20 protein-coding genes and 1 pseudogene are annotated in these 20,015 nt (G+C 61.9%); 11 read left to right on the forward strand and 10 right to left on the reverse strand.

Annotated features, from left to right (window positions below; genetic code table 11):
• Positions 1-13 precede the first annotated feature (13 nt).
• Positions 14-1,168 (reverse strand): methionine aminotransferase, encoded by a 1,155-nt coding sequence (locus AC4PR2_RS02395; protein ID WP_492174875.1) that lies wholly within the window; start codon positions 1,166-1,168, stop codon positions 14-16.
• 118 nt (positions 1,169-1,286) lie between these two features.
• Here AC4PR2_RS02395 and AC4PR2_RS02400 point away from each other — a divergent pair, with 118 nt between their 5' ends.
• From AC4PR2_RS02400 to AC4PR2_RS02410, 3 genes are all read left to right on the forward strand, one after another.
• Positions 1,287-2,207, forward strand: a complete 921-nt coding sequence (locus AC4PR2_RS02400; RefSeq protein ID WP_193158821.1) for a LysR substrate-binding domain-containing protein — start codon at positions 1,287-1,289, stop codon at positions 2,205-2,207.
• Positions 2,208-2,319: 112 nt separating this feature from the next.
• Positions 2,320-4,617, forward strand: a complete 2,298-nt coding sequence (gene bglX / locus AC4PR2_RS02405; RefSeq protein ID WP_060440457.1) for a beta-glucosidase BglX — start codon at positions 2,320-2,322, stop codon at positions 4,615-4,617.
• Positions 4,618-4,688: 71 nt separating this feature from the next.
• Positions 4,689-5,612, forward strand: coding sequence for a DUF7916 family protein (locus tag AC4PR2_RS02410; protein WP_049201071.1), 924 nt, complete (start codon positions 4,689-4,691; stop codon positions 5,610-5,612).
• Here AC4PR2_RS02410 and AC4PR2_RS02415 read toward each other — a convergent pair.
• Positions 5,609-5,773, reverse strand: a complete 165-nt coding sequence (locus AC4PR2_RS02415; RefSeq protein ID WP_330113607.1) for a hypothetical protein — start codon at positions 5,771-5,773, stop codon at positions 5,609-5,611. The genes AC4PR2_RS02410 and AC4PR2_RS02415 overlap by 4 nt on opposite strands.
• Positions 5,760-6,617: pseudogene (locus tag AC4PR2_RS02420) on the reverse strand (methyltransferase); the annotation flags it as partial. The gene AC4PR2_RS02415 and the pseudogene AC4PR2_RS02420, both read right to left, overlap by 14 nt.
• 354 nt (positions 6,618-6,971) lie before the next feature.
• On the opposite strand from AC4PR2_RS02420, the gene AC4PR2_RS02425 reads away from it, so the two are divergent.
• From AC4PR2_RS02425 to AC4PR2_RS02445, 5 genes are all read left to right on the forward strand, one after another.
• On the forward strand, positions 6,972-7,364 hold the full coding sequence (locus AC4PR2_RS02425) for a hypothetical protein (RefSeq protein WP_060421050.1): 393 nt from the start codon (positions 6,972-6,974) through the stop codon (positions 7,362-7,364).
• A gap of 186 nt (positions 7,365-7,550) precedes the next feature.
• The gene (locus AC4PR2_RS02430; protein WP_197802646.1) at positions 7,551-8,600 is read left to right on the forward strand and encodes an ABC transporter substrate-binding protein; all 1,050 of its coding nucleotides are present in this window, start codon (positions 7,551-7,553) and stop codon (positions 8,598-8,600) included.
• Positions 8,597-9,598: a FecCD family ABC transporter permease gene (locus AC4PR2_RS02435; RefSeq protein WP_049201062.1), complete on the forward strand. Its 1,002-nt coding sequence runs from the start codon at positions 8,597-8,599 to the stop codon at positions 9,596-9,598. Before AC4PR2_RS02430 ends, AC4PR2_RS02435 begins: the two co-directional genes overlap by 4 nt.
• Positions 9,591-10,370, forward strand: a complete 780-nt coding sequence (locus tag AC4PR2_RS02440; RefSeq protein WP_070914054.1) for an ABC transporter ATP-binding protein — start codon at positions 9,591-9,593, stop codon at positions 10,368-10,370. Before AC4PR2_RS02435 ends, AC4PR2_RS02440 begins: the two co-directional genes overlap by 8 nt.
• Positions 10,363-11,088 (forward strand): substrate-binding domain-containing protein, encoded by a 726-nt coding sequence (locus AC4PR2_RS02445; RefSeq protein ID WP_197802670.1) that lies wholly within the window; start codon positions 10,363-10,365, stop codon positions 11,086-11,088. Before AC4PR2_RS02440 ends, AC4PR2_RS02445 begins: the two co-directional genes overlap by 8 nt.
• Before the next feature lie 28 nt (positions 11,089-11,116).
• On the opposite strand, the gene AC4PR2_RS02450 is transcribed toward AC4PR2_RS02445, so the two are convergent.
• Positions 11,117-11,917 carry an alpha/beta fold hydrolase gene (locus AC4PR2_RS02450; RefSeq protein ID WP_336947894.1) on the reverse strand — a complete coding sequence of 267 codons (801 nt, stop codon included), beginning with the start codon at positions 11,915-11,917 and terminating at the stop codon, positions 11,117-11,119.
• Positions 11,918-12,153: 236 nt separating this feature from the next.
• Between AC4PR2_RS02450 and AC4PR2_RS02455 the strand changes: the two genes are divergently transcribed.
• The gene (locus AC4PR2_RS02455) at positions 12,154-12,909 is read left to right on the forward strand and encodes a CDP-diacylglycerol diphosphatase (RefSeq protein ID WP_346420228.1); all 756 of its coding nucleotides are present in this window, start codon (positions 12,154-12,156) and stop codon (positions 12,907-12,909) included.
• A gap of 48 nt (positions 12,910-12,957) precedes the next feature.
• Here the strand turns inward: AC4PR2_RS02455 and AC4PR2_RS02460 are convergent, their stop codons facing one another.
• From AC4PR2_RS02460 to lsrK, 6 genes are all read right to left on the reverse strand, one after another.
• The gene (locus AC4PR2_RS02460; protein ID WP_084826618.1) at positions 12,958-13,260 is read right to left on the reverse strand and encodes a hypothetical protein; all 303 of its coding nucleotides are present in this window, start codon (positions 13,258-13,260) and stop codon (positions 12,958-12,960) included.
• On the reverse strand, positions 13,257-13,892 hold the full coding sequence (locus AC4PR2_RS02465; RefSeq protein WP_038879975.1) for a division plane positioning ATPase MipZ: 636 nt from the start codon (positions 13,890-13,892) through the stop codon (positions 13,257-13,259). Before AC4PR2_RS02465 ends, AC4PR2_RS02460 begins: the two co-directional genes overlap by 4 nt.
• Before the next feature lie 271 nt (positions 13,893-14,163).
• On the reverse strand, positions 14,164-14,505 hold the full coding sequence (yajD, locus tag AC4PR2_RS02470; RefSeq protein ID WP_016928619.1) for an HNH nuclease YajD: 342 nt from the start codon (positions 14,503-14,505) through the stop codon (positions 14,164-14,166).
• Positions 14,506-14,584: 79 nt separating this feature from the next.
• Positions 14,585-15,478, reverse strand: coding sequence for a LysR family transcriptional regulator (locus AC4PR2_RS02475; RefSeq protein ID WP_330113363.1), 894 nt, complete (start codon positions 15,476-15,478; stop codon positions 14,585-14,587).
• Positions 15,479-15,537: 59 nt separating this feature from the next.
• Positions 15,538-16,722: an MFS transporter gene (locus AC4PR2_RS02480; RefSeq protein ID WP_330113364.1), complete on the reverse strand. Its 1,185-nt coding sequence runs from the start codon at positions 16,720-16,722 to the stop codon at positions 15,538-15,540.
• 221 nt (positions 16,723-16,943) lie between these two features.
• Positions 16,944-18,509, reverse strand: a complete 1,566-nt coding sequence (gene lsrK, locus AC4PR2_RS02485) for an autoinducer-2 kinase (RefSeq protein ID WP_060421069.1) — start codon at positions 18,507-18,509, stop codon at positions 16,944-16,946.
• A 192-nt stretch (positions 18,510-18,701) separates the two neighbouring features.
• Between lsrK and lsrG the strand changes: the two genes are divergently transcribed.
• Together lsrG and AC4PR2_RS02495 are read left to right on the forward strand one after the other, a co-directional pair.
• Complete coding sequence (gene lsrG, locus AC4PR2_RS02490; protein WP_492174876.1) at positions 18,702-18,995, forward strand: (4S)-4-hydroxy-5-phosphonooxypentane-2,3-dione isomerase; 294 nt, start codon at positions 18,702-18,704, stop codon at positions 18,993-18,995.
• 87 nt (positions 18,996-19,082) lie between these two features.
• Complete coding sequence (locus AC4PR2_RS02495) at positions 19,083-19,988, forward strand: EamA family transporter (protein ID WP_492174877.1); 906 nt, start codon at positions 19,083-19,085, stop codon at positions 19,986-19,988.
• Positions 19,989-20,015 lie beyond the last annotated feature (27 nt).

Below are 20,015 nucleotides of genomic sequence, written 5' to 3' on the forward strand. Positions count from 1 at the left end.
GTCGGACAAAAAATTACGCCTGGCTCAGGCGGCGCGCGCCTTCCAGCAGGGTCTCGTTATCTTTGGAAAAACTCAGCCGGATTAGGCCGGTATTGGTGCCGTCGCTGTAGAACGCCGACAGCGGGATCGTCGCCACCTTCGCTTCGCGGATCAAGCGTACGGCGAAATCATTGTCGCTTTCGTGACTGAAGCCGCTAAAACGGGCCAGCATGAAGAAGCTGCCGTGGCTGGGCAGCAGCTCAAAGCGCGAATCCTGCAAGGCGCTGGCCAGCAGATCGCGCTTTTGTTGGTAAAACGCCGCCAGCCCCAGGTAGCTCTGCGGGTTGGCGAGCGCGGCGGCGAAGGCGTGTTGCATCGGCGTATCGGCGGAGAACACCATAAACTGGTGCACCTTGCGGATCTCGTCCATCAGCGCCGCCGGCGCCAGGCAGTAGCCGACGCGCCAGCCGGTGACGTGGTAGGTTTTACCGAACGACGACACGATCACGCTGCGTTCCGCCAGCTGCGGATAGCGCGCCATGCTGTGGTGAATTTCGCCGTCGAACACCACGTGTTCGTAGACCTCGTCGGACAGGATCACGATGTCGGTGTCGCGGGTCAGGGCGGTCAGGCGTTCGATGTCGTGCTCGTCAAACACCGCGCCGGTCGGGTTGTGCGGCGTGTTGATGATGATCATGCGCGTTTTGCCGTTGATGGCGGCGGCCACTTCGTCCCAGTCGACGCGAAAATCCTGCAGCGACAGTTTGATCGCCACCGGCGTGGCGCCCTGCAGGTGCACGATCGGCGCATAGCTGTCGAACGCCGGTTCGAAATAGATCACCTCGTCGCCGGGATGCACCAGCGCGCTGATCGCCGAGTACAGCCCTTCGCTGGCGCTGGCGATCACCGTGATTTCTTCGTCGGCGTCATAGCGTGCGCCATACAATCGTTCAGCTTTTTCCGCCAGAGCAGCACGTAACGCCGCCACGCCGCTCATCGGCGCGTATTGGTTATGACCTGCGCGCATGGCTTGCGCCGTAGCCTCGATCAGCTGCGGGTCGCCGGCGAAGTTGGGCGCGCCCTGCGACAGATTGAGGGCCTGATGTTCTGCGCTGAGTTGGCCAATGACGGTGAAAATGGTGGTGCCGACGTCCGGCAGCTTCGAGCGGGATGAACAGGCGCTCTGCATGATGGGCTCCAGGCAAACAGGGAAGTGTTGAGCGATTAAGCATCAGCCGGCGTAGGCGGACAAGGGAAAGTTTGTCATACTTGCCATGCACTACGATCATACCTAATCGAGGCCCGCTATGCCGATATCCCTGCCGTCGCTCGACGTGTTGAAAACCTTCGTGGTGGTGGCGCAACGCCTCAACTTTACCCATGCCGCCCGGGAGCTGCACCTGACGCAGGGGGCGGTCAGCCGGCAAATTCTCGGGCTGGAGCAGCGCCTGGGTTATCCGCTGTTCAGCCGCCAGGCGCGCGGTTTGGCGCTGACGCCGCAGGGCGCGCAGCTGCTGGCACCGGTGCAGCAGGCGCTGGGGCAACTGGACGAGGCGCTGACGCGGGCCGCCGCCCCGCCGGGGGCGCTGCGCATCAAATGCCCGACCTGCGCGATGCGCTGGGTGCTGCCGCGCGTGATTCGCCTGCATAATGAACGGCCGGACATGCATATCGAGCTGACCGCCTCGGTGTCGCACGGCCTGGATTTCAGCACCGAGCAGTTTGACGCCGCGGTGGTATTCGGCCGGCCGCCGGGTAAAAAGCTGGCCGCGCACCTGCTGTTCGACGAAATCCTCACGCCGGTCTGCACGCCGACGTTTCTGCCGCCGGCGCCTCGGCTGGCGGATTTGACGGACAAAACCCTGCTGCACCCGACGCGCGATCGGCGCGACTGGCTGCGCTGGCTGAAGGCGGCGGGGGCCGATGCGCTGCCGTCCGGCAAGGCTCAGCATTTCGATACTCTCGATCTGGCGATGAGCGCCGCGCTGCAGGGGTTCGGCATCGCCATCGGCGATCTGTGCCTGCTGGAGGAGGATATTCAGGCGCGGCGCGTCGTCACGCCTTTCCCGCTCTGCGTCAGCAGCGGCGCGGCCTATTATCTGGTCTATCCTGAACGCGGGGCGCCGCCGCCGGCGTTGGCGCCGCTGATCGATTTTCTGACGGCGGAGGCCGCCGACAGCCGCGCCCGGCTGCAGAATTACCTGCCGATAACCTGTAATGCTTTGTAAACATTACCGATGCGAATTCCCTTGGCGATGAAACAGAGTGTGGCAAACTGTTTCTTCACTCCGATTAAACCTCGCGGCTTTGGCTGCGGAAACACGCCTGAGATAAAACAAGATGAAATGGCTTTGTGTGGTGAGTATGTTGTCCGGTCTGGCCCTCAGCCCGGCTTTTGCGCAGGAAACGCCGATAACGCAGGGCATTCACGCCCAGCAGCGCGACGCCTTCGTGTCCCATTTGATGAAGCAGATGACGCTGGAAGAGAAGATCGGCCAGCTGCGGCTGATCAGCGTCGGGCCGGATAACCCGAAAGAAGCGATCCGCGAGGGCATCCGCAAAGGGCAGATCGGCGCCATCTTCAATACCGTCACCCGCCCGGACATTCGGGTGATGCAGGATCAGGCGATGCAGCTCAGTCGCCTCAAAATTCCGTTGTTCTTCGCCTATGACGTGGTGCACGGCCAGCGCACCGTGTTCCCGATCAGCCTGGGGCTGGCGGCCAGCTTCGATCTGGAAGCCATTGCGCTCAGCGCCCGCGTGGCGGCGCAGGAGGCCAGCGATGACGGTCTGAACATGACCTTCGCGCCGATGGTCGATATCACCCGCGATCCGCGCTGGGGCCGGGTCTCCGAAGGCTTCGGCGAAGACACCTGGCTGGTGTCGAAAATCGCCAAAGTGATGGTCGACGGTTATCAAAACGGCGACCCGGCCAAGCCCGGTTCGGTGATGGCCAGCGTTAAGCACTTTGCGTTGTACGGCGCCGTCGAAGGCGGCCGCGATTACAACACCGTCGACATGAGCCCGCTGCGCATGTATCAGGACTATCTGCCGCCTTACAAAGCGGCGGTGGATGCCGGCAGCGGCGGGGTGATGGTGTCGCTCAACTCGGTGAACGGCGTGCCGGCCACCGCCAACCCGTGGCTGCTGAAAGACCTGCTGCGCGACCAGTGGGGCTTTAAAGGCATCACCATCAGCGACCACGGCGCAATTAAAGAGCTGATTAAACACGGCGTGGCCGCCGACGCGCGCGACGCGGTACGCCTGGCAATCACCTCCGGCGTCGACATGAGCATGAGCGACGAGTTTTACGACAAATACCTGCCGGGTCTGGTGAAAGACGGGCTGGTGCCTGAAAGCGATATCGATCGCGCCTGCCGCGACGTGCTGAACACCAAGTACGACATGGGGCTGTTCACCGATCCGTATGTGCATCTGGGCCCGGCGGGTTCCGACCCGCAGGACACCAACGCCGAAAGCCGTCTGCACCGCGCCGAGGCGCGGGTGGTGGCACGCAAAACGATGGTGTTGTTGAAGAACGATAAGCAGACGCTGCCGCTGAGCAAGCAGGCGACCATCGCGCTGGTCGGGCCGATGGCCGACAGCCAGCGCGACGTGATGGGCAGCTGGTCGGCCGCCGGAGTGGTCAAGCAGTCGGTGACCCTGCGTGAAGGGCTGGAGCAGGCGGTGGGCGACAAGGCGCGCATTCTTTACGCCAAGGGCGCCAACGTCACGCAGGATAAGGGCATCATCGACTACCTGAACGAGTATGAGCCGGCGGTGGCGTTCGATACCCGTTCGCCGCAGCAGATGATCGACGAAGCGGTACAGGCGGCGAACAAGGCCGACGTGGTCGTGGCGGTGGTGGGGGAATCGCAGGGTATGGCGCATGAGGCCTCCAGCCGCGCCGATATCACCATCCCGCAGAGCCAGCGCGATCTGATCGCCGCGCTGAAAGCCACCGGCAAGCCGCTGGTGCTGGTGCTGATGAACGGCCGGCCGCTGGCGCTGAGCTGGGAGAGCGAGCAGGCGGACGCGATGCTGGAAACCTGGTACAGCGGCACCGAGGGCGGCAACGCAGTGGCGGACGTGCTGTTCGGCGACTACAACCCGTCGGGCAAGCTGCCGATGACCTTCCCGCGCTCGGTCGGCCAGATCCCGATGTACTACAACCACCTGAACACCGGCCGCCCGTTCGGCAAGGAGAATCCGGGCAAGTACACCTCGCGCTACTTCGATTCGCCGAACGGCCCGCTGTATCCGTTCGGTTACGGCCTGAGCTACACCACCTTCAGCCTGTCGGATCTGAAACTGTCCAGCCCGACGATGGCGCGCAACGGCAAGCTAACCGCCAGCGTCACGCTGAAAAATACCGGCAAGTACGACGGTGCCACGGTGGTGCAGCTGTATCTGCAGGACGTGACCGCCTCGGTCAGCCGGCCGGTAAAAGAGCTGCGTAACTTCAAGAAAGTGACGCTGAAGGCCGGCCAGTCGCAGCAGGTTGAGCTGCCGATTAGCGAAGACGATCTGAAGTTCTACAACGCCAGCCTGAAATGGGGGGCGGAGCCGGGCAAATTCAACGTGTTCGTCGGCCTGGACTCCGACAACGTGCAGGCGCAAAGTTTTACGCTGAAGTAACCCTGTCCCCCTCGTTCGCCGCGCTGAGCGAGGGGGCATCCATTCCCGCTAACGTCATCGGAGCTTGCCTCATGAAACGCTATCTGGACTGCAGCGCCAGCGATCTGGCCGATATCGGCAAAGCCGACCTGCTCTATGCCATCCGCGCCAGCGAAGGGCGCATTTTGGTCAGCGAAACCATCGCGGTCACTCAGCCGCTGCTCAATAACGTCACCAACGCCGAGCTGGCGGCCAGCCAGGGCGCCGACCTGCTGCTGCTGAACCTGTTCGACGTCGACCATCCGCACATCGCGGGCCTGCCCGCCGACGTGCCGCCGCAGGAGGCGCTGCGCACGCTGCAGCGCCTGACCGGGCGGGTTATCGGCGTGAACCTGGAGGCCGTCGATCCGGCCTTCGCCACCGAACATAACGACTTTTGGCAGATGACGGCGGGCCGCGCCGCCACCGCCGAGAATGCCCGTAAGCTATATCAACTCGGCGCGCGCATGCTGGTGCTGACCGGCAACCCGAACAACGGCGTCAGCAATCAGGCGATTGCCGCCGCGCTGAAAGCGATTCGCGATGAAGTGGGCGACGAGATGGTGCTGGTGACCGGCAAGATGCACGGTGCCGGCATTGTGCGCGAAAGCGGCAGCCAGCTGATCGGCGAGCAGGACATTGCGCTGTTCGTGGAGAACGGTGCGGACATCGTGCTGTTGCCGGCGCCGGGCACCATTCCCGGCATGTCGCAGGAGAAAGTGGCGGCGCTGATCGCCTTTGCCCAGCGGCAGGGCGCGCTGGCGATGACGGCGATCGGCACCTCGCAAGAGGGGGCCGACGTGCAGACCGTGCGGCAGATTGCGCTGATGAGCAAAATGGCCGGGGCGGACCTGCACCATATCGGCGATACCGGCTATCTGGGGCTGGCGCTGCCGGAAAACATCTTCGCTTACAGCGTGGCGATTCGCGGCGTGCGCCACACCTACAGCCGCATGGCGCGCTCGGTGAACCGCTAAGCCTGGGGCTTTTGCGCCGTCACGATGCTGAAATAGCCGAGCGACGGCAGCACCTGAGCAGGCCCGAAGCCGACGTCGCGCAGCAGGTCGCCGATTTCCCTGCCGGAGTATTGGCGGCCCTGCGTTGTACCCCGCGGCGGCAGGCGGCCCGTCGCCGTCATCGTTGTACAGCACTTCGTGGATCACGATCCTGCCCCCGGGCGGGAGGGCCGCATAGCTCTTTTGCGCCAGGAAGCGGTTCTTGTCCATCGGCCAGTCGTGGAAAATATTGGAGTACAGGTGCAGATCCGCCGCCGGGTAGGGATCGCGCCACATATCGCCGCTGTGGGTGCCGATGCGCTGGCTGAGACCGTAATGGCGCGCGTAGTCGGCGGCGAGCGGGCACACCTCCGGCAGATCGAACACGGTGCAGGTCAACGTCGGCCAGTGGGCCGCCAGGCTGATGGCATGGGCGCCGGAGGCGCCGCCGATATCCAGCGCCGCGCGGCAGGCACCGAGGGGCAACAGCGCCGGCCAAACGCTGGCCGAGCCCATGCTCAGGCTGTGCATGGCGTGGGTAAACCGCCGCATTCTGTCGGCGTCGAGCGTATGGGTTTCAAACAGCTCCTGCTCGCCGTACACCTGTGAGGTATTTTTTCTGATGGCGCTTTCCAGGTTTTTCAGCGAGAAAATTTCGCTATTTTCAACCATCAAATCCCAGAAGTAGCCGAAATAATGCGGATTGTTTTTTAACAAAAAGGTTTCCGCTTCCGGCGTGAGAGAGAATGTTTCACCGTCTCTGTCTATCAATTTCAATGCCAATAACGCCATGACCAACGTTTCCGCCGGGCGTCTTTCCACATTGGCCTGAGCGCATATATCGGTCAGGTTGCGGGGGTGCAAAGCAATAAATTCAAAGATGCCCAGGCGATGCGCGATAAGTACCGCCGGATAGAGATATAAATTCATCGTGATATCGAGAATGGTTTTGTCGTCGCATTGCGGCGGCCGGACGGAATAGTTCATGTGAATCCCCTCCCACTAGGCATGGCGCGTCTTAACAGGCTATGTCACGCCTGTGATTTTAGCAAAGGGCGGGAGCACGATTGACCGCAGGCCAACACTTCCGTTGCAAATAATTCCTGGGTGAGATTATTTTTAATATGAATTGAGCGCGGCCAATATCGAGCATGAAAAAATGATACCGGGCGGGGGTCATTACCCTATCGTGCGTTTTTATTTTATTGGGGGTTAACTTAATCACAGTTATTAACGCGTTAGGGTTGTGCTAATCTAGGCCGCCGTTATACCGTAGCGGTGTTCGCATTCTTTTTGTGAATAATTAAAACTTAACTATTTCATTATTAAAACGAGTTAACAATGAAAAAAAGCATTCTGACCGGCATGATTGCCGCGACTCTGGGCCTGTTCAACACCGCTAACGCTGAAGGGATGGATCCTGCCGCATTGAAAAACGTTTATGACATCACGCGCAATACCGCCGGGCTGATGTCTTACTGCGTCGATAAAGGCTTCCTGAAAGCCGACAGCATCGACAACGCCAAGAAAATGGTGGCCTACGTGGCGGCTATTCCCGGCGGCGTCGACACCCGCGATGGCGACAAGCGCGAAGCGATGGGCCGTGAAGGCAATGTGCTGAACGACGACGGCAAAGTGGTTGCGTTGGAAAAAGAAGCGCCGCAGGGGCTGCAGACATGGTGCCAGCAGGCTGACGAAGGGATCCGCCAGGGTCTGACGTCTATCGGTCAATAAGTCTTCTTCACGCGCCCTTACAGGGCCGATGGGATCCGTCGCCGCACCGGCGGATCCGCTTCCAGGATCGCATTCACGCCTCGTTTTACCTCCCGAGTACCCGCATCCGGTTTGATCCCGCTGATTGTTTCGCCATGCTCATCGCTATATTATTTGCTATACAACGATAATCAACCGGTCACTGCCATGTTTAACTTTCTCCCGCGCCTGCTGTTGGCGCTTGTTTTGTTTTCCACCGCCGCCCAGGCGGATCGCCAGGTCACCGATCAACTCAACCGCCAGGTGACGTTGCCCGATCGCATCACCCGCGCGGTGGTGCTGCAACACCAGACGCTGAACCTGTTGGTGCAGCTTGATGCGATGCCGCAGGTGGTCGGCGTGCTCAGCAGTTGGAAAAAGCAGCTGGGGCCAAACTACCTGCGGCTGGCGCCGACGTTGGCAACCCTGCCGATGCCGGGCGATCTGACTTCGGTGAACATCGAGAGCCTGCTCGGCCTGCATCCGCAGGTGGTGTTCGTGGCCAATTACGCGCCGCCGGAGATGATTGCGCAGATCGAACGGGCGGGCATTCCGGTGGTGGCGGTCTCGCTGCGCCGCGAGGCAGCCGATCAGGCGGGCAAAATGAACCCCCAGCTGAGCGATGAAGATCGGGCCTATACGCTGGGGCTGCAGGACGGCATTCGCCTGATCGGCGAAGTGATGTCGCGTCAGCCTCAGGCCGAAGCCCTGATTAAGGACGTCATTCAGCAGCGCGCGCTGGTCGCCGAACGGCTGCGCGATCTGCCGGAAGATCGGCGGGTGCGGGTGTATATGGCCAACCCCGATCTCACCACCTACGGCGCCGGCAAGTATACCGGGTTGATGATGCGGCACGCCGGTGCGCTCAACGTGGCGGCGAAGGACATTCAGGGGTTTAAACAGGTTTCTATCGAGGATGTTCTGAAGTGGGATCCGGCGGTGATTTTCGTGCAGGAGCGCTACCCGGACGTGGTGAAACAGATCCTGACGTCACCGCAGTGGCAGCCGGTCGACGCGGTGAAGAATAAGCGGGTCTACCTGATGCCGGAGTACGCCAAGGCCTGGGGATATCCGATGCCAGAGGCGATGGCGTTGGGTGAGTTGTGGATGGCGAAAAAACTTTACCCGCAGCGCTTTGCCGATATCAATCTGCAGCAGCGGGTCGACGCTTACTATCAACGTTATTACCGCGCCACCTGCTGCCAGAGCGGGCAATGAGGCTGGGCTGGCTGGCGTTGTTGACGCTGTGCTGCGCGCTGTTTTCGCTCGGCGTTGGCCGCTTTCAGGTGCCGATGACGCACAGCCTGATGATTTTGCTGGAGCCGTTCACCGGGCAACATTATGCCGGCATCGATGCTATCCAACGCCAGGTGATCCTGGGTGTGCGCGTGCCGCGAGTGCTGTTGGCGATGGGCGCCGGCGCGGCGCTGGCCCTGTGTGGCGCGGCTTTGCAAGGCGTCTTTCGCAACCCGCTGGTCGATCCGCATATTATCGGCGTGTCTTCCGGCGCGGCGTTTGGCGGCACGCTGGCTATCCTGCTCAGCCTGCCGTTGGCGGCGCTGCTGCTGTCGGCTTTTGTTTTCGGTATGGCGGCGCTGCTGCTGATTTTCACTCTCACCAGCGCCATTGCGCGGCGCAATATTCTCTCTTTGGTACTGGCGGGGGTGATCCTCAGCGGCTTTTTCTCCGCCTGCGTCAGCCTGATGCAATATCTGGCGGATACCGAAGAGAAACTGCCGAGCATCGTGTTTTGGCTGCTCGGCAGCTTTGCCACCGCCGATCGGCAAAAGCTGCTGATGCTGTTTGTGCCTTTGCTGTTGGCCGGCGGCTTGCTGTTGGCGCTGCGCTGGCGCATCAATCTGCTGTCGTTGGGCGATGAGGATGCCGGTGCATTAGGCATCAACGTTGAGCGCACCCGCTGGCTGATTTTGACGCTGTGCGCCGCCATCGTGGCCGCCCAGGTGGCGGTCAGCGGCAGCATCGGCTGGGTCGGCTTAGTGATCCCGCACGTGGCGAGGCGGCTGGTGGGGCCGGATCACCGGCGCCTGCTGCCGGCTTCGCTTTGCCTGGGGGCTCTGTACATGCTGTTGATTGACGATTTGGCGCGCACGCTGAGCAGCAGCGAAATCCCGCTGGGCATTCTGACCGCGCTGATTGGCGCGCCGCTGTTCGCGCTGCTGCTGCGCCGCGCGCAAGTGAGAGGCTGGCATGACTGACACCTTATTGGCCGCCAGCGGCGTGAGTTTCGCCTGGCCGGGCGGGGCACCGCTGTTCCAGCATCTGGACATTCAGCTGCGGCGCGGCGAAGTGCTGGCGGTATTGGGCCCGAATGGGCGTGGCAAGAGCACGCTGCTGCAGCTGTTGTTAGGCAGCCTGACGCCGCAATCCGGCGAGATTGAGCGCCACGGTGAGATGGGCTTTGTCCCGCAGCACTTTGCGCCGCCGTTCGCCTATCGGGTGCTGGATATCGTATTGATGGGGCGGGCGCGCCATGTCGGCCTGTTCCGTTCACCGTCAGCCGAGGACCATCGGCTGGCGAGAGAAGCGTTGCAGTCGTTGGATTTGCAGCACCTGGCAGAGCGTGAGTTTGGCAGCCTATCCGGCGGCCAACGTCAATTAGTGATGATCGCCCGCGCGTTGGCGATGCGCTGCGAGGTGTTGATTCTGGATGAACCGACTTCGGCGCTGGATCTGCATTACCAGGATCGGGTATTGAGCCTGATGGCCCGCCTGGCGCGGGAGCAGCGGTTGGCGGTGGTGTTCTCCACGCATCAGCCCAACCAGGCTCACGCGGTGGCCGATCGAGCTTTGCTGCTGGGCAAGGAAGGGCGCAGCCGGCTCGGGGCCTGCCGCGAGGTGTTAACGGCGCAATCCCTGTCGCCCCTGTTCGAGCTGGCGATCGAACGGGTGCCGCTGACGGTGGCGGGCCGCCGTTACGCGACGCTGGTGCCGCTGTATCGCAGCCAACTGGAGCGACATGATGAGTGATATCCTGCTGTTTGCCGCCGGCAGCCTGCGGCTGGCGTTTGCGCCGCTGCTGTCGGCATTTCAGCGGCACGCCGGGCAAAAAGTCACGGCGGAATTCGGCCCGGCGGGGTTGTTGCGCCAACGGATAGAGAATGGTGAGCGGCCACAGCTGTTCGCTTCGGCCAACCTGGCGCACCCGCAAAGGCTGGCGGATCTCGGTATTGCGGGGGCGGTGCAGATTTTTGCGCGCAATCGGCTCTGCGTGACGGTTCGCAACGTGCCGGCATTAACCGAACGTCCGCTGCCGGAGGTGCTGTTCGATCCGCACTGGCGCCTTGCCACCTCGACACCGGGGGCAGATCCTTCCGGCGATTATGCGCAGCAGCTTTTCGAACGCTGTGAGCAATGCTGGCCGGGGCAAGGGGAAGCGTTGCGCCGCCGGGCGCTGCCGTTGGTTGGCGGTATGGATTCCGCCCCGGTACCGGCGGGCCGGCTGGCGGCGGAATATCTGATAGGCGGCGGGCAGGCGGATATTTTTCTCGGCTACGCCAGCTATGCTCCGGCTTTAGCCGCCTACCCGACGTTGGCGGTGCGGCCGTTGGCGCCGCCGCTGGACATTGAGGCGGATTACGGTTTATGCCTGTTGGATGACGGCGCACAGCGGTTGGCCGCATTTATCTTGAGCGAACAGGGGCAGGAAATCCTGAGCCGACACGGATTTATGCGGTGCGCGGAATGACTCGCCGGGCCAGGTGGCCCGGGGAATCTTACCAGAACAGCGGGGTGGTGTTTTCAGCCAGAAACGCCAGCAGGGTTTCGTTGACCGCCGCCGGGTTTTCCTTGTTGCTGATATGCCCGGCGTTGGGGATCAGCACGTGACGACAGCCGAGAAGATCGGCCATGCGCTGGCCTTCCGCCGGCGGGCGCGGTTTATCCTGCGCGCCGGTGATGACGATGCTGGCGGCGGTGATGTTTTTCAGCAGCGGCAGCTTGTCGGGGCGACCGAAGATCATCCGGCCCAGCGGGACGACGCTCTCGCGCAGGCGATCGGCGGGCAGGCTCTGCAGATGGGCCAGCAATGGCTGCGACAACGCATCGGGTACTTCGTCGGAATAAAACTGCGCGGCGATGTATTCCAGCAGCGGCGAAGTGATGGCGCCGGCCTGTTCAACGGCTGCCAGCATGCCCATATAGCGCTGCCGCGCCTCCGGCGTTTCGTCGCCCAGATAGCTGTCCATCAGCGCCAGCACCTTGACCCGCTCCGGCGCCAGCGCCGCCAGTTCGGCGCCCCACATGCCGCCGACGGACAGGCCGACGATGCCGAACTCTTCAATATCCAAATGATCCATCAGCGCCAAATGATCGGCGGCGATATCCGACAGGCTGTTTCGCCCGGCCGGCAGCGCCGGTGAGTCGCCGTGGCCCCAGAGATCCGGCACGATCAGGCGGTAGCGTTTCGCCAGCGCTTCGAACTGCGGTGCCCACATGTTCAGATCGAACAGATAGCTGTGGCCCAGCAGCAACGGAAAGCCTGAGCCCACGTCGAGATAATGCAGGGATTTGCCCATCGTTGGCATCTTATCGGTTCCTTATATAAAGAGAGTCCGGCTGCTTATATCACACTCATATTCAACCTGCGGTATTAATTTACCTTAAATTACTTAGGTAAACCCTTATTTTTAATTTCTCTTGATAACAAGACGTCAATGAAAGGTGACGTTAAGGATAATATTCTGGTGACGATAAGAGCCTTGGTTTATGCTGGCGCTCCTTTCAAGATGGAATAGGTAAACAGGGAGTCACGATGAAAAGACTTTTCAGACTATTAATTATTTTGCTTGTCATTTTGCTGCTGGCGGCGGTGCTGTGGTGGTTCTTCGGGCGTGGTAATCCGAATGCGCTGTGGCAAATCGTCAGCCAACAGTGCGTGCCTAATCAGCAGCAGAACAACGATCCGGCGCCCTGCTTAAAGGTTGATTTAACCGAGGGTTATGTGCTGTTTAAGGACAGCAAAGGCCCCTATCACGATCTGGTGATGCCAACCGAAAAAGTCAGCGGCATCGAGAGCCCGGCATTGCAGACGGAGCACGCGCCGCCTTATTTCGCCCAGGCCTGGAATAACCGGGAACATATATCCGGCGAGCTGGGCAAACCGTTAAAAGATGCGTGGCTTTCTCTGGCGGTCAATTCGAAATATGGCCGCTCTCAGAATCAGCTGCATATTCACGTTGCCTGCCTGCGTCAGGATGTCTATAACGCGCTGGGGCAGCAGGCGGAACAATTAGATCAACAGTGGCGCCCGCTGGCGGTGAAATTGGTCGGCCACCAATATCTGGCCAGAAAATTGGCGGGCACCGATTTAACCCAGGAAGATCCTTTCCGGTTACTGCAGAACTATGTGGTCGAGCAGGGCGACAGCATCGGCAATTATGGCCTGGCGCTGGCGGTCAGCCCACAGGGCGAGATGCTGCTGTTGGCGAACCGTTTGAAGTTGACCGACCTGAACCTGGGCTCAGCCGGCGAAATTCAGGACTACCAATGTGAGGTTGCGGGGAACTGAAGGTGATGACAACCCGCCGGCTGTGGCTCGCCGGCGGCTGTAGTGCGTTCAAAGCTTCTTCAGCAGTTCCAGCAGCTGCGCTTCGCTTTTCTCCGCCAGCCCGTCGATGGCCAGCTTGATGATGTCGGAGCGGGTGATACGCACGATGCCGCTGCGCGCCGCCTGCACGATCACTTCATCGATGGCTTCAATGTGGTTGTCCGTCAGGCTGACGGAGATCGCCTTGTAGGTGCGCTTGCGGCCGGCCGGTTTGGCTTCCGGCGCGGGCGCCGTGACCGGCAGCGTGTGCGAGGTGGCGCTGTTGATGAATTCGTCTTCCGACATGCGGTGGGTGGGGGTGCGCTTCTTCACAGGATCACCTCTTTCACCAGGCATTCAATTTCGCTCTGCGCCTTTTCGTTGTTCGCCTCATGCACGGTGATGGCTTCGCCCCAGGCGTCGCGGTAAATCTTGCGGTCGCACAGGCGGTGGCTCACCAGGGTGAACTCCGGGTATTCGCTCAGCACCTGCGCCGCTTCGTTGGCTTCATTGATGAAGATGTTGGTCGGACACATGTTCAGCACGATGTAGCCTTTGACCTTCTCGTTGTATTCCTGCGCGGTGGAGAACATCTCCGACAGATAGCCGACGGTGTCGAGATCCATCTGCGAAGGGCGCAGCGGCGAGAGGAACAGATCGGCGGCCAGCAGCCCGGAGCGCAGTTCGGCGCTGTCGCGGCCGGCGGTGTCGACGATCACGTAGTCGTAATGACGATCCAGCTCCAGCAGCGTTTCCTTGATTTTGCCCGACGCGGCCACCACCGGAATGTGCGGCAGCCCTTCGACGTTCTGGCGGTCGTTGTACCAGGTCATGATCGATTTCTGGTCGTCGGCATCGACGATGATCGCCGTCTTGCCTTGCTTAAGAATCAGATACCCGGCGATATTCACCGCTTTCGTCGATTTGCCGACGCCGCCTTTTTGCGAGCCAATCAGGACAATCATGCTGCCATCTCTCAAGTTATTAAGCTGATAACTTATTAAGTTAATGTGCTTATTAGGTTGATAATCAAACAGGTTAACAAGAACAACTCGCGAACAATATGCACCAACTGCGGCGGCTTGCCAAGCCAGTATGTCGTTAACTGCGCAGCTTATTTTGCGCTGGATAGCCCGGATGGGTAAGTAGGAATTCTCTGGGAAGTGGCGATGCGGAGGCGGGTTTTGTTAATTTAACAGCTTAATAAGTTAGTGGCCCATTAAGCTGTTGTCGACATTATTTCTTCATCATCGCCTTCAGGTTGGCGAACGGGTTGTGGGTGGCGACGCCGACATCTTTCTGCGCGTCTTCACCGGCCACCACCGTCGAACCGTATTGATCGGCTTCGGTGTATTTCGAGTGCTCGTGGTCGTGGCAATACAGGCACAGCATTTCCCAGTTGCTGCCGTCTTCGGGGTTGTTGCTGTGATCGTGATCGATGTGGTGCACCGTCAGTTCGCGCAGGTTGGAATAAACGAACTCGCGCGAGCAGCGCCCGCATACCCAGGGGAACAGTTTCAGCGCTTTTTCGCGGTAGCCGGTTTCCAGCTTCGCATAGTTTTTGGGGATATAGGCCATGGTGGTCGTCCGTCGTGAATCACTATGCGACAAATAATACCACACTGCGTGCGGTTACAACGTGCGGCTCATCCTGCCGCTAGCGAAACGTCTCCACCGCCCAGTCGATAAATGCCCGCAGTTTGCCGCTGAGGTGGCGGTTGGACGGGTAGACCACGTACATCTGCTCCGGCGGCGGCTGCCAGTCGTGCAGCAGGCTGACCAGCTCACCGCTGTCGAGGTGCGGCTGCGCCATAAAGCGATAGGTCTGGATGATGCCCAACCCGGCCAGGCTCGCCGCCAGCAGCGCGTTGCCTTCGTTGATGCTGACCGGATAGCGTTGCTGGATGGCGATCTCTTTGCCGCGCTCGACATAGCGTTGCGGATGGATGCGGTCGTTGACCGGATGGCGATAGTGCACCATCGGGAAACTCTGCTCCAGATCGCACGGGTGGCGCGGCGTGCCGTGGCGCGCCAGGTAGGCCGGGGTGGCGCAGCTCACCCAGTCCAGATCGAACAGGCGGCGGGCGATCAGGCTGGAATCGGCCAGCGGGCCGCTGCGGATCACGCACTCGGTGCTGTCGCTAATGAGATCGATAACGCGGTCGCCGACGCTCAGATCGATCTGTATCTGCGGGTAGCGCGCCAGAAAATCGGGCAGCGCGGGCAACAGCAGTCGGCGCGCGGTGCCGCCGCCGGTGTCGATGCGCAGCACGCCTTGCGGAGAGCTTTGCGATTCGGTCAGGCAGCCTTCCATCTGCTCCAAATCCGCCAGCCATTTCACCGTATTCTGGTAATAGCATTCGCCTTCGCGGGTGACCGACACGCTGCGGGTGGTGCGCTGAAACAGCTTGGTCTGCAGGTGATCTTCCAGGCTCTGGATCAGCTTGGTCACCGTGGCTTTCGGCATGCCCAGCGAATCGGCGGCGCGGGTAAAGCCGCCGGTTTCCACCACGCGGTTAAACACCCGGATGGCGAGTAGATGATGGTCCATAGGCTCTCAGCGCAACGCCCCGGCGGCGGCCGGGGCGCGTTTCTGCGGATAAATAAGGATTAACACTGTTTAGCGCCTATCACGCCGGAGCGCAAGCTGAGGCCGAACACCAACGCGGCGGAGAGGATCAGTGCGCCGCCGAACAGCATGGCGCTGCTGACGCCCTGCCAGTCCACCACCTCGCCGCCCAGCAGTGCGCCGGAGGCCAGCGCGATCTGCACCACGCATACCAGCAGCGCCTGGCCGGCTTCCGGCGCCTGCGGCACCGCGGCGAACATCCAGTTGGTGGCGCATACCGGCACCGCGCCGAAGGCCAGTCCCCAGACCATCACCATCAGCGTGGCGCCGCCAAGGCCGCTGAGCAGCGGCGAGACGATGAGGATGGCTGCCAGCATGGCGGCGATCAGGATGAAGGTGGCGCGCAGGCTGTATTCCCCCAGACGCTCGCCGAGGAAGGTGCCCAGCAGGCCGATGGCGCCATAGGCCAACAGCTGCAGCGAGATTGCCGACGGGCTGAGGACGAACACCTGTTGCAGCAGGGGCCGCAGATAGGTGTAGGCGGCGAAGTGGCCGATGAACAACAGCACGATGGCGATCAGGCCGATGCGCGCCATCGGCAGGCGCAGCGGCAGCACCAGATCGCGCGGCGTGACCGGCCGGGAAGGCGGCACCGAGGTCAGCAAACGCAGCTGCGCCAGCAGTACGCCGACCGCCAATGCCGCACCGCCGAAGAAGGCGGCGCGCCAGCCGAACAGATCGCCGATCAGCGCCCCCGCCGGCACGCCGCACACCGCACCGACCGAGATGCCGCTGAGGATCAGCGCGGTGGCGCGGCCCTGGCTGGCTTCCGGCACCAGATGGCGGCCGTAGTTGGCGGCGAACGACCAGAAGCCGCCGACGCAGATGCCCAGCAGCACGCGGCCCAGCAGCATCATCGGGAAGTTGACGGCCAGCGCCGCCACCAGGTTGGAGACGATCAGCAGCAGCGACAGCCCCAGCATCAGTAAACGCCGGTCCAGGTGGCCGGAAATCAGGCTTAATGCGGGGGCGGCCACCGCCGCCACGATGCCGGGCATGGTGACCATCAGCCCGGCGGTGCCGGTGCTGACGCCGAGCGAAGGGGCGATGTTGGTCAGCAGGCCGATTGGCAGAAACTCGGTGGTGACCATGACAAAACAGGCGACCGTCAGCGAGAAGATCGCCGGCCACGGGGATGATGCAGGTTTATCTTTATTATTCAGCATAATGCCGCTCGTCTTGGGTGAATGCGCAGGCCGCGCTCGGGGCGCGGTGTGACCGAAGTCACAATCTACGGCAGGCCGAAGCCGCGGATAAATCCGTTTGCGGTGGTTACACTGTTTCTGAGGGGAAACAATCGCCGGCGGCGAGTGAAAACGCGGCTTGCGCCGCGCTGAGGGGAAAGGAATAAAACGGCATAAGGTTATGACCGAATGCCGCGTGGCGTTTACAGCCCCGGCGCTTTCCACAGCGAAGTGGTCAGGCCGTTATCCACCAGCGTCAGCTGATCGGCGTAAACCTGCCGCCAGGTTTCTTTCTGTTCCTGATACAGCGCGTGGTGGGTCATGTCCGGCTGATGCTCGCGCTCCCAACGCACCAGGCGCTCGCCGGTTTCGGCCAGCGACTCGTACAGCCCGGCGCCGACGCCGGCGGCGATCGCGCAGCCCAGCGCGGTGGCCTCTTTCACCACCGGCACCCGCACCGTCAACCCGGTGACGTCGCTGAGGATCTGGCTCCACAGCTTGCCCTTGGCCCCGCCGCCGGCGAACACCAGCGAGCGCGCCTGCACGCCGGAGAAGGCGGCGATCTGCTCCAGGTTGCAGGCGGAGACGATGGCGGCGTTCTCCTCCAGCGCGCGGAACAGCGTCTGTTTGTTGCAGCGCTCCGGGTCGATCGACATATTGATGAACGACGGTGCCGCGTGGTACCAGGTTTTGAAATGCATGGCGTCGGAAAAGATCGGCATCACGCCGTAGGCGCCCGGCGGCACCCTGGCCGCCATCTCTTCCAGCAGGCTGTAGGCATCGACCCCCAGCCGCTCCGCCAGCAATTTTTCCTCCGCGCAGAAGGCGTCGCGGAACCAGCGCATGGTCAGGCCGGTAAAGAAGCTGATGGATTCCGCCTGCGCCATGCCGGGAATGACGTGGGGGTTGATGCGGATGTTCATCTCCGGATCGATGGCCGGCTCCGGCAGGTTGACGATCTGCTGCCAGAAGGTGCCGCCGAGCACCGCCGTCTGCCCGGCGCGCACGATGCCGAGCCCCAGGCTGCCGAGTTGCACGTCGCCGCCGCCCATCACCACCGGGGTGCCGCGCAGCAGCCCGCTCTCCTGCGCCGCCTGTTCGGTTACGCGCCCCAGCACGCTGCCGGTCTCTTTCACCGGCGACAGAATATCGGCGCGCAGCCCGGCCATGTCGAGCAGCGCCGGGCGCCAGTCGCGGCTGGTCAGATCCAGCATGCCGGTGGTGCCGGCGTTGGAAGGATCGACCGCCAGCTCGCCGCTCAGCATGTTGGCCAGCCAGTCGCTGATCATGGTCAGCGTCGCCGCTTGGCGGTAGATGTCCGGCCGATGGTGCGCCAGCCACAGCAGGCGCGGCATGGCGCTCAGCGCCAGCGTCTGGCCGGAGTATTGATACACTTCGCGTTCGAAGCCGTGGTTGTGCAGCTCTTTCAGCTCGCTGACTTCGCGGCTGGCGCGCGCATCGACGTTGGCGCAGGCCCAGATCGGCACGCCGTTGCGGTCGTACAGCACAATGCCTTCACGCATCGAGCAGCAGGCCACCGCGCGTATCGCCTGCGCCGTCAGCCCGGCGCGCTGCAAGGCCTGGCGAATGCACTGGCAGGCCAGCTGCCAGTTGCGGCTGAGGTCGAACTCCATCGAGCCGGGCACGCCCGGCACCGCCAGATGTTGCCACTCCGCCTGGCCATGCGCGATCTGGTTGCCCGCCACATCGAAGATCACCGCGCGAATGCTGCCCGTTCCTGCGTCCAGCGCCATCAAGTAGTTGTCCATAGCCTATGCTCTCAGGGGGAGGAGTGTTAACTATAGATGCCGCCGCCTTACCCCGCCGGGGGAGGAGTGGGCGTCGCCGCTGCGATTTGTGAGCCAGGCGGCAAAATTGCCGTTGCGGCGGGCAATCGACGGGAATAAACCTATGGTTGGAAAGAGTCATTTTGCGGTACGCCGTTTAAACAAGGAGTTGCCATGCACGTCACATTGGTTGAGATCAACGTTAAACAAGACAAAATCGACGAATTTATCGATGTTTTCCGCGCCAATCATCGGGGGGCAATCGAAGAGCCGGGCAACCTGCGCTTCGACGTGCTGCAGGACGAACAGATTCCGACGCGGTTTTACATCTACGAAGCCTATCGCGACGAGCAGGCGGTGGCGGCGCACAAGCAGACCCCGCACTACCTGCAGTGCGTGGAGAAGCTGGAAGCGCTGATGACCGTCCCGCGCAAGAAGACCACCTTTATCGGCCTGATGCCTGAATAATCGCCGGCGTTTGCCGGTGTCCATGCGCCCGGTTTGGTTGTAACCTGCAAGCTAAAGCGAATTTTCAATGGGATAAGCGGGGCGAGGATGATATTGCGCGATCGGCTGTTGGCGCTGTTGGTGGTGGTGATCTGGGGCGTGAATTTCGTCGTGATCAAGTTCGGTTTACAGGGCATGCCGCCGTTTCTGCTGGCCGGAATGCGTTTCTTGCTGGTGGCGTTGCCGGCGATCTTCTTTATCCCGCGCCCGACGATCCCGTGGAAATGGCTGCTGCTGTACGGCATGACCATGAGCTTCGCGCAGTTTGCCTTTCTGTTCATCGCCATCAAGGTGGGGATGCCGGCGGGGCTGGCTTCGCTGGTGCTGCAGGCGCAGGTGTTCTTCACCCTGCTGTTGGGTGTCGTGCTGATGGGCGAAAAGCTGCGCGTTAACCATTTTGTCGGCATCGCTATCGCCAGCGGCGGCATGCTGGTGCTGGCGCAGGCCAGCCTGCATAAGCCGGGCAGCGGCGCGGTCCCCTTGGCGGGCCTGCTGCTGACGCTGGCGGCGGCGTTTTCCTGGGCGCTGGGCAACCTGACCAACAAGAAGATCCTGGCCGGTTTCCCGCAGCGTAATATTTTATCGCTGGTGGTGTGGAGCGCGCCGATCCCGGTCGTGCCGTTCCTGGCCTGCAGCTGGCTGTTCGACGGCTCTGAGGCGGTGCTGAGCAGCCTGAGCCATGTGCAGGTCGGCACCTGGCTGGCGGTTGCCTATCTGGCGTTCGCCGCCACGCTGTTCGGTTATTCGGTGTGGGGCAGCCTGCTGGGGCGCTATGAAACCTGGCGGGTTGCGCCGCTGACGCTGCTGGTGCCGCTGGTCGGGCTGTTCGCCGCCTGGCTGCTGCTGGACGAAGCGCTGTCGCCGGCGCAGTTCGGCGGCGCATTGCTGGTGCTGGCCGGCATGGCGGTCAACACCTTCGGGCTGCCGCGCCGCCGGGCGGCGATCGCGCGTTAAACCGAACAGGGCAATTCTGTTCAATAC

This window comes from Serratia sp. A07, from assembly GCF_058725505.1.

Bases quoted from the DNA above. Each gene is read 5' to 3' on its own strand.
- AC4PR2_RS02475 (WP_330113363.1), bottom strand. From the start codon at position 15,478: ATGGACCATCATCTACTCGCCATCCGGGTGTTTAACCGCGTGGTGGAA.
- AC4PR2_RS02395 (WP_492174875.1), bottom strand. From the start codon at position 1,168: ATGCAGAGCGCCTGTTCATCCCGCTCGAAGCTGCCGGACGTCGGCACC.
- AC4PR2_RS02410 (WP_049201071.1), top strand. From the start codon at position 4,689: ATGAAACGCTATCTGGACTGCAGCGCCAGCGATCTGGCCGATATCGGC.
- lsrK (WP_060421069.1), bottom strand. From the start codon at position 18,509: ATGGACAACTACTTGATGGCGCTGGACGCAGGAACGGGCAGCATTCGC.
- AC4PR2_RS02465 (WP_038879975.1), bottom strand. From the start codon at position 13,892: ATGATTGTCCTGATTGGCTCGCAAAAAGGCGGCGTCGGCAAATCGACG.
- lsrG (WP_492174876.1), top strand. From the start codon at position 18,702: ATGCACGTCACATTGGTTGAGATCAACGTTAAACAAGACAAAATCGAC.
- AC4PR2_RS02480 (WP_330113364.1), bottom strand. From the start codon at position 16,722: ATGCTGAATAATAAAGATAAACCTGCATCATCCCCGTGGCCGGCGATC.
- AC4PR2_RS02455 (WP_346420228.1), top strand. From the start codon at position 12,154: ATGAAAAGACTTTTCAGACTATTAATTATTTTGCTTGTCATTTTGCTG.
- AC4PR2_RS02445 (WP_197802670.1), top strand. From the start codon at position 10,363: ATGAGTGATATCCTGCTGTTTGCCGCCGGCAGCCTGCGGCTGGCGTTT.
- yajD (WP_016928619.1), bottom strand. From the start codon at position 14,505: ATGGCCTATATCCCCAAAAACTATGCGAAGCTGGAAACCGGCTACCGC.
- bglX (WP_060440457.1), top strand. From the start codon at position 2,320: ATGAAATGGCTTTGTGTGGTGAGTATGTTGTCCGGTCTGGCCCTCAGC.
- AC4PR2_RS02425 (WP_060421050.1), top strand. From the start codon at position 6,972: ATGAAAAAAAGCATTCTGACCGGCATGATTGCCGCGACTCTGGGCCTG.
- AC4PR2_RS02450 (WP_336947894.1), bottom strand. From the start codon at position 11,917: ATGGGCAAATCCCTGCATTATCTCGACGTGGGCTCAGGCTTTCCGTTG.
- AC4PR2_RS02400 (WP_193158821.1), top strand. From the start codon at position 1,287: ATGCCGATATCCCTGCCGTCGCTCGACGTGTTGAAAACCTTCGTGGTG.
- AC4PR2_RS02415 (WP_330113607.1), bottom strand. From the start codon at position 5,773: ATGACGGCGACGGGCCGCCTGCCGCCGCGGGGTACAACGCAGGGCCGC.
- AC4PR2_RS02495 (WP_492174877.1), top strand. From the start codon at position 19,083: ATGATATTGCGCGATCGGCTGTTGGCGCTGTTGGTGGTGGTGATCTGG.
- AC4PR2_RS02440 (WP_070914054.1), top strand. From the start codon at position 9,591: ATGACTGACACCTTATTGGCCGCCAGCGGCGTGAGTTTCGCCTGGCCG.
- AC4PR2_RS02435 (WP_049201062.1), top strand. From the start codon at position 8,597: ATGAGGCTGGGCTGGCTGGCGTTGTTGACGCTGTGCTGCGCGCTGTTT.
- AC4PR2_RS02430 (WP_197802646.1), top strand. From the start codon at position 7,551: ATGTTTAACTTTCTCCCGCGCCTGCTGTTGGCGCTTGTTTTGTTTTCC.